The sequence below is a fragment of the Azotobacter vinelandii CA genome (genome assembly GCF_000380335.1).
In the GTDB taxonomy this organism is placed as follows: Bacteria; Pseudomonadota; Gammaproteobacteria; order Pseudomonadales; family Pseudomonadaceae; genus Azotobacter; species Azotobacter vinelandii.
Genome location: NC_021149.1, coordinates 2,196,643 through 2,207,873 on the forward strand (window position 1 = coordinate 2,196,643; position 11,231 = coordinate 2,207,873).

General features: G+C 59.7%; 10 protein-coding genes. 1 reads left to right on the forward strand and 9 read right to left on the reverse strand.

Annotation, left to right across the window (positions count from 1 at the left end; genetic code table 11):
- Window positions 1-3: 3 nt before the first annotated feature.
- On the reverse strand, window positions 4-819 hold the full coding sequence (locus tag AVCA_RS10040; protein ID WP_012700788.1) for an ABC transporter ATP-binding protein: 816 nt from the start codon (window positions 817-819) through the stop codon (window positions 4-6).
- Window positions 819-1,640, reverse strand: a complete 822-nt coding sequence (locus AVCA_RS10045; protein WP_012700789.1) for an ABC transporter permease — start codon at window positions 1,638-1,640, stop codon at window positions 819-821. The genes AVCA_RS10040 and AVCA_RS10045 overlap by 1 nt, the downstream gene beginning before the upstream one ends.
- Before the next feature lie 206 nt (window positions 1,641-1,846).
- Between AVCA_RS10045 and AVCA_RS10050 the strand changes: the two genes are divergently transcribed.
- Window positions 1,847-2,554: a Crp/Fnr family transcriptional regulator gene (locus tag AVCA_RS10050; protein ID WP_012700790.1), complete on the forward strand. Its 708-nt coding sequence runs from the start codon at window positions 1,847-1,849 to the stop codon at window positions 2,552-2,554.
- Window positions 2,555-2,742: 188 nt separating this feature from the next.
- On the opposite strand, the gene AVCA_RS10055 is transcribed toward AVCA_RS10050, so the two are convergent.
- The 7 genes from AVCA_RS10055 to AVCA_RS10085 all read right to left on the reverse strand — a co-directional run bounded on the left by AVCA_RS10055 (window position 2,743) and on the right by AVCA_RS10085 (window position 11,145).
- Window positions 2,743-3,960, reverse strand: a complete 1,218-nt coding sequence (locus AVCA_RS10055; protein WP_041807534.1) for a maltoporin — start codon at window positions 3,958-3,960, stop codon at window positions 2,743-2,745.
- 496 nt (window positions 3,961-4,456) lie between these two features.
- Window positions 4,457-5,569, reverse strand: coding sequence for an MDR/zinc-dependent alcohol dehydrogenase-like family protein (locus AVCA_RS10060; RefSeq protein ID WP_175556022.1), 1,113 nt, complete (start codon window positions 5,567-5,569; stop codon window positions 4,457-4,459).
- Between the two features lie 134 nt (window positions 5,570-5,703).
- Entirely contained in the window at window positions 5,704-7,308 is a 1,605-nt protein-coding gene (locus AVCA_RS10065) for an NADP-dependent glyceraldehyde-3-phosphate dehydrogenase (protein ID WP_012700794.1), read from the reverse strand.
- Window positions 7,309-7,671: 363 nt separating this feature from the next.
- Window positions 7,672-8,319, reverse strand: coding sequence for a dihydroxyacetone kinase subunit DhaL (gene dhaL / locus AVCA_RS10070; RefSeq protein ID WP_012700795.1), 648 nt, complete (start codon window positions 8,317-8,319; stop codon window positions 7,672-7,674).
- A 3-nt stretch (window positions 8,320-8,322) separates the two neighbouring features.
- On the reverse strand, window positions 8,323-9,324 hold the full coding sequence (locus AVCA_RS10075; RefSeq protein ID WP_012700796.1) for a dihydroxyacetone kinase subunit DhaK: 1,002 nt from the start codon (window positions 9,322-9,324) through the stop codon (window positions 8,323-8,325).
- Between the two features lie 21 nt (window positions 9,325-9,345).
- Window positions 9,346-10,104: an SDR family oxidoreductase gene (locus AVCA_RS10080; protein ID WP_012700797.1), complete on the reverse strand. Its 759-nt coding sequence runs from the start codon at window positions 10,102-10,104 to the stop codon at window positions 9,346-9,348.
- Window positions 10,105-10,143: 39 nt separating this feature from the next.
- Window positions 10,144-11,145 (reverse strand): substrate-binding domain-containing protein, encoded by a 1,002-nt coding sequence (locus AVCA_RS10085; protein WP_012700798.1) that lies wholly within the window; start codon window positions 11,143-11,145, stop codon window positions 10,144-10,146.
- Window positions 11,146-11,231 lie beyond the last annotated feature (86 nt).

The window sequence follows — 11,231 nt, forward strand, 5'->3', positions numbered from 1 at the left end:
GATTCAGGGATTCTCCGGGGGCAAGGCATGGGGGTTGTCCTGGTGTTGCTGTTCGGCGTAGGCCTGCATCACCCGCTGGCGCAGGTGGGCGTGCAGCCGGGCGAAACGGGGATCGGCGCGCAGCGTCTCGTCGCGGGGATGGGCGAAGGGAACCTCGACCACCTCCAGCAGGCGCGCGGGACGGGCGCTGATCAGCACGATCTTCGAGGAGAGGTAGAGGGCTTCGTCCACCGAATGGGTGATCAGCAGCACGCCCTTGCGCTCGCGGCCCTGCAGTTCCAGCAGCAGGTCGTGCATCACCAGGCGCGTCTGCGCGTCCAGCGCGGCGAAGGGTTCGTCCATCAGCAGATAGTCCGGGGCCACCGCATAGGCGCGGGCCAGCGCCACCCGCTGGCGCATGCCGCCGGACAGCGTGCCCGGCAGCGCGTCGCGAAAGTCGGCCAGGCCCATCAGCTCCAGGTACTTGTCGACGATGGCGGCGCGTTCGGCCGGGGCGCGGCGGTTGGCGCGCAGGGTCAGGCCGAACTCGATGTTCTGCCGCACGCTGAGCCAGGGGAACACGCCGTACTCCTGGAACACCACGCCGCGTTCCGGGCCCGGCCCCGTGATCGGCCGGCCGTCGATGCTCAGGCTGCCGAGCGTCGGCGCCTGCATTCCCGCGGCGAGCTTGAGCAGGGTGGATTTGCCGCAGCCGGAAGGGCCGATCAGCGAGACGAACTCGCCCTTGGCCAGGCTCAGGGACAGGTTCTTCACCACCCAGCCGTCGTTGGGCGCGGCGGGATAGCGCACCGACACGTTGCGAAACTCTATGCCGCCCATCACTTCACCCTTTCCTGCCAGCCGACCAGCCGGGCGCTCAGGCGAACCAGCAGGAAGTCCATGGCCATGGCCGTGAAACCGATGCAGATCAGCCCCAGGTAGATGACTTCCAACTGGAAGTAGGAGGCAGCCACCTGGATCATCGAGCCCAGCCCGTTCTGCGCGGAAACCAGCTCGGAAGCCACCAGGGTCATCCAGCCCACGCCGAGCGCCACGCGGGTGGCGGTCAGTACATGGGGAAGCGCCAGCGGCAGGACGACGCGCAGGAAGAGTTCGCGCTCGCTGGCGCCCAGGGTGCGGGCGACGTTCACGTAGATCGGCGCGATCCGCGAGATGCCCTCGTAGAGCACCACCACCGCGGTGAAGAACGCGGCGTAGACCAGCACCAGGATCTTCGCCGCCTCGCCGATGCCGAAATAGACGATCGTCAGCGGAATCAGCGCGATCGGCGGCAGGGCGCGGAAAAAGTTCAGGAGCGGCGTCAGCAGCCGCCGGGCGCCGGCGTACCAGCCGAGCACGAAACCCACCGGCACCGCCGCCAGCACCCCCAGCAGGACACCGCCGATCACTCTTGAGGCGGAGGCCGCCCAATGCACGAACAGACTGCCGTCGGCGAGCATCGGCAGCGCGTGGCGCAGCACGCTCGCCGGCGAAGGAACCAGGGCGGCATAGCGTTCGCTCAGATGGGGCACCGCCGTCCACAGGGCCAGCAGAACCGCCCACGGCAGCCCCAGCAACAATGGCTTGCCCAGCAGCCGCAGATATTTTCCCGCCGGCAGCGGAGCGGGCGTGCGAAAGGGCGGGGACTTGCTCTTGGACATCGTGAAAAGCCTCAAGCGTTTATATGTATTCGGTTTTTAATTCTTCGATGGAATAACATAAGACGAACAAATACTTGGCCGGCCAGCCGGTTCGGCCCGGAGCGCCGTATATGATTCGTTCGAGGAACGGCTGGGATTCTTGCGCCAGACCCGCCGACGGTCTGTCGCCGGTGCGACAAAATTTAGACTCAATTTTTTTATGCTAAATGCTTAAAGCTATAAAAAAAGAGCCTGTCATTCCCTGGTATTGGGAAAGGTTCGATCTGTTCGCCGGACTGTCTCCCGAGGCGCGCGACGAAGTGATGAATGCCACCGAGCGCCGCGAATACCGCCGGGGCAGCATGGTGTTCCGCGCCAACGACCCGGCCAGCCGCATCTACATGCTCGAAGAGGGGCGGGTGAAGATCTTCCACCTGTCCGGACAGGGCGAAATCACCGTGTTCTGGTTCTGCGTGCCCGGCGATCTGTTCGGAGCCGGAGGAATATCCGGGGCCGAGGAACAGTCGGTCAACGCGCAGGTCCAGGAACGCGCTGTGATCCGCAGCCTGAGCCGGGGCGAGTTCGAGCGCCTGCTGCACCTGCATCCGCAGTTGGCGATCAATGTCATCCGCCAGGTCAGCGGACGCCTCCGGCTGGCCTGCGATGCCGTCGCCGACAAGACCGGACGCCGTGCCGAAGCGCGCCTGGCGCGCGTGCTGATGCGTCTGGCGCGCAACTGGGGCGAATCGCGGGAAGGGGAAATCCGCTTTCACGTGCGTATCACTCACCAGGAACTGGCGTATCTGGTCGGCTCCTGCCGGCAGACGGTGAACCGGGTCCTCAACCAGTTCGCCCGCCAGGGCGTGATTCGCTTCGAGCAGCGCACCCTGATCGTCTGCCGCCCCGATACCTTGGCGGAATACATGGAGGACTGAGCTGGCCAGGCTTTCGAATACGAGATCGAAAATCGTGTGGATGTCGGCTTCATGGCATGGCTGACGTCCCTGGAAAGGCTGGCCTGGGTTGAGGGTCGGCGCTGATCGGTCGAGCAGCCTTCGGCACTGCCGGGACGAGCCGGGGCTCGTTCATCGTGGGCCCCGCCTGCTCTCCCGAGCCGAATGCTCTATTTCCACCAATACTCGAGTTGCATACCAAAGTTTGCGCCATGACGGTCGGAACCGAAGGTGCCGGTGTCCGATAGCGTGGATTCGGGAGCGGCCGCACGTTGCGCCGCCTCGTTCCAGGCAGCATAAGTGTAATAGAGGCGAATCTCCGGACGTTTCCAGAAGCCTGGTCCGGCCGGCGACCAGGTTGGCGCGATGGTGAACTTGGTCAATTTGCGGGTGCCATTGCTTGCCTTGATTTGATCGCGCGCCACTTCGGCGCTCAGCTTGAACTGCTCGGTGAAGGCATAGACCGGCCGCACCCCAACGGATAGCCAGCGCTGATCGTCGCCGTCGGGGCGAATGTCCTTCTGATAGACCACTGCGAACTGACCGCTGAAACGTGGTGTCATCTCCCAGTCGAAGTACTCGACCAGACGCCAGCTTTTATCGCCGTTGTTCAGGCTGGCGTCGCCCGTGTAACTCAGACCGGTGCCCGGTCCACGACCATATTGCAACGCCAGGGTGTTAAGTCCACCGAGGAAATCCTTCTGTTTGTGCTGAATGGCCAACGACCAGCCACTATGAGCGTCGCGGCTGTCCGGTTTTTGAATATAACTGAAACCCACTTCCAGCTTGCCGTTGTGATTTGGCTCGAAGCCATCGACATTGAAGTCATGGCGATTGACGTAGGGTTCCTGATCCTGGTTGTCCTTGCGCGAGAACACATAACTGTATTTGAGATCGCCGATGGAAACTTCGTTAAAGCCGAAGCCGGTGGAACTCTGGTTCCAGTAGAAAAAGTCCGACATGTGAATGTCGTTACGTTTGTACCAGCGGCGACCGAACCAGAAGGAACCACCGTTGAGGGCCGGCATGTCCTTCCACTCGACGTACCATTGGCTCAGGCGGCTGAAACCGTGCTCATCGCTGAATTTCAATGAGTGGCCATACTGGTTGTACAACTGCGCCATGCTGTAGACGCCAATCGTCGAGCCGTCGCCAAAGCTGAGCAAGTCTTGCTGCAGGGCCAGTTCGAAGTACTGTTCGCACTCGTTGCCGAGCCGATATTTCGACGGTGCGCCGGGCAATTGAAAACAGGATTGGGTACCGCCTTCGGTCGAGCCGCCAACCCCGCTACGCAGATAACCACTGAAATCCAGAGCATGGGCCTGCCAAGTGAGAACGAGGCAGGCATAAAGTGCAAGTGGAGTCCTCCTTCGGATAGCCGTTGATATCGGTTGGAGGCTATGGAGCTGAAAAAAACGATGATTGCAGTTCTTCATTATTTTTATTACCAGTGAAGATTTTCCGCAAAAAATCAAAAGATCCCTCACCACGAAGCACGGATGCCATGAGCCGAAGGCTGGTATCTAATCCGGGCGAAATCGGAAGGAGGAAATGTCTGGTCTAGAACTAAACCCTGAAAAGATTTTCAACCGCGAAGGTGTCTTCTTGAGCGTAATGTGGCTTTCGTTTTTCTTGCGAGTAAGAAGACAGGGTTTTCCTGGGTATGCCTTGGTTGTCCGAGTGGGCTGGCGGTGTCTTGAGTATATGGGGAGGCCGGATTGTTACGGCCCGTGGTGAGCCGAGTGTGCTCGGTGGGCAAGTCATGTCGTTCATTATTGTACTTGTTGTAGTTATGGCCGGCGTGGCGATCGAATATTGCGATCGCTGGATGCATGAAAAACGATGGGGCCGGGGCCCCATCGGCGAGACTGAATATTTATCGTCTCAAGGAGTCAAAATCACTTTCAGGGAGTCCTTGCCGCTCATTGCGAGTTTGAAACCATCCATGAAGCGCTCTAAGGGGAAGTTATGGGTGACGACACCCTCGGTCGGCAGGGAACCGTCGGCAATACCTTCGATTACCAGCGGGTAGCAATAGGGACCGAGGTGCGCACCGAGAACATCGAGCTCCTTGCGGTCACTGATGATGCTCCAGTCGACGGTTACCGGGTCCTTGAAAACACTGAACTCGACGAAGCGTCCAAGGTTGCGGATCATCGATAAGCCTTGTTCCACGGACTTCGGATGCCCGGTCGCTTCGATATAGACATCGCAACCATAACCATCGGTGATCTCCTTGATCCGGGCCACGGGATCCTCTTTCGCAGGATTGATGACAAGATCGGCACCGAATTTCTTCGCCAGCTCGAGTCGATCCTCGAACAAATCCATCACGACCAGTTTTCCGGGGCCGGCCTTCTTGGCCGCGCCGATCATCCCTAAGCCCAGGGTACCGGCGCCCGCGAGTACTACCACATCTCCGAACTGGATTTGCGCACGCTGTACCGCATGCATCGAGCAGGCATAGGGCTCGATAAGTACCGCCTTCTCGATCGGCAGATCCCGCGGAACCTTATAGTTGATACTCTCTTTGGTGAACCTAATGTACTCGGCCATTGCACCGTTCACGTTGTTCTGGAAGCCGTAGAGGTCGTGCTTTTGGCACATCCAGTAATGGCCACGTTTACAGAAACGACAGTTCCAGCAGGGCACAATCTGCTCGGAGATCACGCGATCGCCCAGTTCGTAGCCTTCAACGCCTTTGCCCAGTTCGACGATATGAGCGATAAACTCATGTCCTGGAATCATTGGCGCCTTGATATAGGCCGGCTGGGTTTCGTCTCCCCAGAAGCTGGGTGCGCCACCGAAGGACTTGATATCGCCTGCACAGATGCCGCAGGCTTCGACCTTGGCTATGATTTCGCCCGGTCCGGCCTTTGGTACCGCTACTTCCTCCAGGCGGTAGTCGCCAGGTGCGTAGGCCATCACGGCCTTCATGGTTTTCGGAATGTTATTCAGTCTGCGGGTGGAAATACTCTCTTTAGCCACGGAGGTCATTATTGTTTTCTCCATTTGTTGTTTTCATCATTAATGCAGTCTGCGTTTGCGTTAGTGTCGATGATTACGCTCATTGTTGGTCAATGAGTCGACTCGGACTGATCATGAGGGCCCGATAAAGACTTGGGCCTGGTTCAAAAAAGATAATCGGTGGTCAGGAAGCTCGACTCGCGGTTGCGGATGATGTCGCTGATCAACTGCTTGTTGTCCTCCTGAAGCTTGGTCGCCACCAGCGTGCGGATCGAGAACGCCCGCAGCGCGTCGTACACCGACAGAGTCCCCTCCGCCGAGTTCTTGCGGCCGTTGAACGGGAAGCTGTCCGGCCCGCGCTGGCACTGGGTGTTGAGGTTGATCCGCCCGACCTGGTTGGCGAAGGCATCCACCAGCCTGGCGACCTGCTGCGGGTCGTTGCCGAAGATCGACAGCTGCTGGCCGAAGTCCGACTCGCGCACGTAGTCGATCACCGTCTGCAGGTCGCGGTAAGGCACCACCGGGATCAGCGGGCCGAACTGCTCCTCCTGGTAGACGCGCATCTGCGGACTCACCGGGTAGAGCAGCGCCGGGTAGAAGAAGGTCTCGCGCACCTCGCCACCGCCGGGGTTGACCACCTTCGCGCCCTTGGCCAGGGCGTCGGCCACCAGGGTGGCGAGAAAATCGGTCTTGCCCGGCTCCGGCAACGGGGTCAGCGCCACCCCTGGTTCCCAGGGCATGCCCGACTTGAGCGCGGCCAGCCTGGCGTTGAACTTCTCCAGGAAGGCGTCGACCACTTGTTCGTGGACGAAGAGGATCTTCAGCGCCGTGCAGCGCTGGCCGTTGAACGACAGGGCGCCGGTGATCGCCTCGCCGACCGCGTTGTCCAGGTCCACCTCGGGCAGGACGATGCCGGGGTTCTTGGCGTCCAGGCCGAGGATTGCGCGCAGGCGGTGCGGGCGCGGGTGCAGCTTCTTCAGGTCGCTGGCGCCCTTGTTGGTGCCGATGAAGGCGAACACGTCCACCTTGCCGCTTTCCATCAGCGCGCTGACGGTCTCGCGGCCGCGCCCGTAGATGACGTTGATCACCCCGGCCGGGAAGCTGTCGCGGAACGCCTCGAGCAGCGGGCGGATCAGCAGCACGCCGAACTTGGCCGGCTTGAACACCACGGTGTTGCCCATGATCAGCGCCGGGATCAGGGTGGTGAAGGTCTCGTTCAGCGGGTAGTTGTAGGGGCCCATGCACAGCGCCACGCCCAGCGGCACGCGGCGGATCTGGCCGAGGGTGCCCTGCTCCAGCTCGAAGCGGCTGGAGCGGCGGTCGAGTTCCTTGAGTTCGTGGATGGTGTCGACGATGTAGTCGCAGGTGCGGTCGAATTCCTTCTCGGCGTCCTTGAGGTTCTTGCCGATCTCCCACATCAGCAGTTTGACCACCGCCTCGCGCTGTTCACGCATGCGGGCCAGGAAGGTCTCGACGTGCTGGATGCGCCCGGCCACCGGCATGCTCGGCCACAGGCCCTGGCCGTTGTCGTAGGCCCTGACCGCGGCGTCCAGGGCGCCCAGCGCAGCCTGGGCGTCGAGCAGCGGGGTGCTGCCGAGGACGACCTGCTCGTCGCCCTTGGCGGTCTTCAGGTGGATGGGGCTGCGCACGGCGGCCAGCGGGCCGTCCCAGCGGCGCAGTTCGCCGTCGACCAGGTAGTCGCGCTGTTCGATGGGCGCGCCCAGGCGGTACTTCTCCGGAATGTCCTGAATACTAGGAAAAACTATCATGACTTTACCTTTTCGTTTTAGCCAGACTTGTAGCTGGCCACTGATATCGAAGTCAGCGACATTGAAGCACCATGACTTATAAGCCTGTTCGGCATACGGGAAATGGTTGTGGTTGTTTGTCAGCCTGATCGATATAGCGCCAGCCAAGCAGCATTAATGCAATTGGGGTCTTTGGTATTGGCGAGTGTCTGCCGCTCGATAATAGACTCCGAAGTTATTTCGAATGGCGCTCAAGTCCATATTCGAAGTTGATAAGGCTGGATACCCAGTCATATCGGTCAATTCGTGGGCAAGCTGTAAAGAGAATCCACATCTTGCCGAATTCAATGCTCGCCGAATATTGGCAAGCGCGCATGACATGAATTAACTGTGTAACCGGGCTTCCGCCGAATCGGCCAATCGGGTGAGAATCAGGCAACAGGACACGGCGCCGGCGTCAAGCACGCCCAGTGAACGTTCGCCGAGACGGCTGGCCCGGCCGATACGGGCGACCAGGTCACGGGTCGAGTCACGACCGCGGGCTGCGGCGAGCTTCATCTCTCTCAAGGCTTCGGTAAATTCGGTGTCTCGGGAATGTGCCTGTTCGAAAGCTTCCACCGCCGGTATCAGTGCATCCATCAGGCATTTGTCGCCCACCCCAGCATCGCTGATGTCTTGAAGCGATGTGAGACCGCCACGCAGCATGCGGGCAAAGATCTCGGCATCGATTTCCTGACAGCCACGCACCTGATCGGCCATGCCGATGAACAAGCTGCCGTACAAGGGACCCATGGAGCCGCCGATACCCTCCATGAGGGAAAGGGTCAGTTCATCGAGGGCTTCGGCGAGGGAAAGTTCGCGGCCTTCAAGGTTCTTGCCGCAACGGGCGAATCCTTTAGCCATGTTGATGCCATGATCGCCGTCGCCAATGGCGCCATCCACTTCGCTCAAGTACTCACGGTTGGCAACGATTACTTCGACCAAATCGCTAATGATGGAGGCACCGTCGGTACCGGAAAATGACTGGTTCATATATCACTCCGTTTGGGTCATACCGATGGAACGGCAAGGCTGATCGATCAGGCTGGCGAGTTCGGCGTCCAGACCCAGCACGCTGAGGGTGACGCCCATCATTTCCAGGGAAGTAAAATAGTTACCGACATAGCAGCGGTGCACGCGCAAGCCACGCTCCTTGAGCAATCGTTCTACTTCGGCGTAATAGATATACAGTTCCATGACCGGGGTCGCGCCAAGGCCGGAGACCAATACCACTACGCTATCGTCCACGGTGAAGTCGCGATCGGCGAGAATGTAATCGAGCATGCGTTCGGCCATGCGCGCGGCGGATTCCGTGGTAACGACCTCGATACCGGGTTCCCCGTGATGGCCGATACCCAGTTCCATCTGGCCGTTGGGGATCTGGAAGTTGGGCTTGCCTACCGCCGGGATGGTGCAAGGGCTGAGGCCGACGCCGATGGAACGGCACTGATCCACTGCCTTCTGCGCAACGCGGATGACGCCGTCCAGGTCGTAGCCTTGAGCTGCTGCTGCCCCGCCGATCTTCCACATGAAGATTTCCCCGGCTACCCCCCGGCGTTTGGCGATGTCTTCCGGAGGCGCCGAGGCGACGTCGTCGTTGGCAACGACCGTACGCACAACGAGACCCTTGCTGGCCGCCATCTTCATCGCCAACTTGACGTTCATGTTGTCGCCGGCGTAGTTGCCGTAGAGGCAGGCGATGCCCGCGCCGCGTTCGGCGATGCAGAAGGCATCGAAGAAGCTTTTGGCCGTGGGGGAGGAGAAGATTTCGCCAACCGCCACGGCGTCCACGAGGCCCGGACCGACGTAGCCGAGGAAAGCGGGTTCGTGGCCCGAACCACCGCCGGTGACGATACCGACCCGACCGTCTTGCGCGAGGTTGGCGTTGTAGACCACGCGCTGGTTGTCTTTGGCTTGGGTAAGTTCCGGATGGGCGACGAGTACGCCCTGGAGCATGTGTTCGACCAACAGATCCGGATCGTTAATGATGCGATTCATGACTTTCCTTTTAAGTATTTTTTACTTGATGGTGTAGCCGCCATCGATGACCACATTTTCACCAGTGATCATCGCTGCTGCGTCGCTGAGTAGATAAAGCACCAGGCTGGCAACTTCTTCGGGTTGGGCGAAGCGGCCCACGGGGATCTGCTGTTTGGCCCGCTCTCCGACTTCCCCCGCCCAAGCCTGCTTGCCCAGCTCGGTTTCGACGATGGTCGGCGATACGGCGTTGACGGTGATGCCATGCTCGGCCCATTCCATCGCCAAGACTTTGGTCAGGCCGACTATCGCGGCCTTGCTGGCGCAATAGGCGGCATGGCGATCGAGACCGATGACGGCTGCCTGGGATGCGAGATTGACAATGCGTCCGGCGCCACGCTCGCGCATGTGCCGCGCGACCGCTTGGGCAGCGAAGAAGCTGGCCTTGAGATTTATATCGAGAGTGATATCCCAGCTTTCTTCGTCGACATCCAGCGCCTTGTCGAGCCGAGCGACTCCCGCACTGTTGACCAGATAGTCGATTTGGCCGAAGGCGGCGACCACGCGCTCCACTGCTGCCTGGATCTCATCGAGCTGGCGTACGTCCAGGGCGACGCCGAGGTGTCCGCTGCCCAAGCCGGCGGCAACGGTTTCCACTGCCGGGTTGCGATCGAGCAGGGCGACTCGTGCGCCGCATTCGGTGAGCAGTCTGGCGCAGGCCAGACCGATACCGGCTGCCCCTCCGGTGACGATGGCGCAGCGTCCCTGCAGATCGAACGCCTTATCCAAGTATTTGGACATGGTAATAACTCCTGAAGGCTATAGAGTCTTCGTGTGAGGTCACTTGGTACTTTGGGTAACCTGTTGGTACAGCGTGTCTGCATTGGTCCTGGTTACTGGCACCCAGGGCAAGATATAGGCCTTGCTGGTACCATCGCTCCACTCCACATCTTTAGCGTAGCGTTGCCAGATCACCGAGCGAGGCTTGTAGTCGCTACCGACCAGCTTGCGCAGGGCTATGTCCAGAGCGCCTTGGGATTGAGCCTGGGCATCTTGCAGGAAGGTGATCACTTCGCCATTTTTGGCGACTCGAATCGCATCGGGCATGCCGTCGATCGATGTAATCGGCATGTCTTGATGCGAGAGGTTGCGTCCTTTTACGGCTTGCAGCGCTCCGAGAGCCATATCGTCATTCTGCGCAATGATCCCGTTGATACCGTTCGGATAGGCGTTGAGCCAGTCTTCGGTGAGGCTCATCGCTTCGGAACGAGACCAGTTGGCGGTCTTTTTCTCGACGATCTTTATCTCGGGATGCTTCTGCAGAATTTCCAACTCGCCTTTTTCGCGATCGATCTGTGCGGACTGGCCGATCGGGCCTTGTATGATCACCACATTGCCCTTGCCTCCGAGCCTGTCGACCATTGCCTGGGCTTGCAGGCGTCCTCCTTCGATATCGTCATTACCTATGAAAGGGGCTTTCGAGTTGGCGATATTCGTGTTGGAAGCGATCACTAGCACGTCGCTCGCCTGGGCACGGGCGACAGCACCTGCAGCCGCCTTGGTATCGATGGGGACGAAGAGGATGGCATCGTATTGTTGAGTGACCATCGTATCGATTTGGTTATTCTGGGTCAGAGCGTCATAGTTGCCGTCGAAAATGGTGAGTTGCACTGTGCCGTCCAGTACGGCGGGATGCTGCTTGAGTTCCCGTACCCAGTTCTGCATGAACTGGCCTTTCAGGCCATAGACTGCGGCACCAACCTTGTAGGATTCCGCTTGAGCGATATTACTGACGAGGAAAGAAGCTGCTGCGAGGGCAGTGAAGACACTTGTCAGTTTCATGGCGATAACCTTTATTATTGTCTTTTGATCGGGTATTGAGAGGATATCCGAGGAGCTGATTTCAGATATGTCTCTTGTAGTTGTTG

Coding starts and splice junctions, on each gene's coding strand:
- AVCA_RS10040 (WP_012700788.1), bottom strand. CDS start 819: ATGGGCGGCATAGAGTTTCGCAACGTGTCGGTGCGCTATCCCGCCGCG.
- AVCA_RS10045 (WP_012700789.1), bottom strand. CDS start 1,640: ATGTCCAAGAGCAAGTCCCCGCCCTTTCGCACGCCCGCTCCGCTGCCG.
- AVCA_RS10050 (WP_012700790.1), top strand. CDS start 1,847: ATGCTTAAAGCTATAAAAAAAGAGCCTGTCATTCCCTGGTATTGGGAA.
- AVCA_RS10060 (WP_175556022.1), bottom strand. CDS start 5,569: ATGACCTCCGTGGCTAAAGAGAGTATTTCCACCCGCAGACTGAATAAC.
- AVCA_RS10065 (WP_012700794.1), bottom strand. CDS start 7,308: ATGATAGTTTTTCCTAGTATTCAGGACATTCCGGAGAAGTACCGCCTG.
- dhaL (WP_012700795.1), bottom strand. CDS start 8,319: ATGAACCAGTCATTTTCCGGTACCGACGGTGCCTCCATCATTAGCGAT.
- AVCA_RS10075 (WP_012700796.1), bottom strand. CDS start 9,324: ATGAATCGCATCATTAACGATCCGGATCTGTTGGTCGAACACATGCTC.
- AVCA_RS10080 (WP_012700797.1), bottom strand. CDS start 10,104: ATGTCCAAATACTTGGATAAGGCGTTCGATCTGCAGGGACGCTGCGCC.
- AVCA_RS10085 (WP_012700798.1), bottom strand. CDS start 11,145: ATGAAACTGACAAGTGTCTTCACTGCCCTCGCAGCAGCTTCTTTCCTC.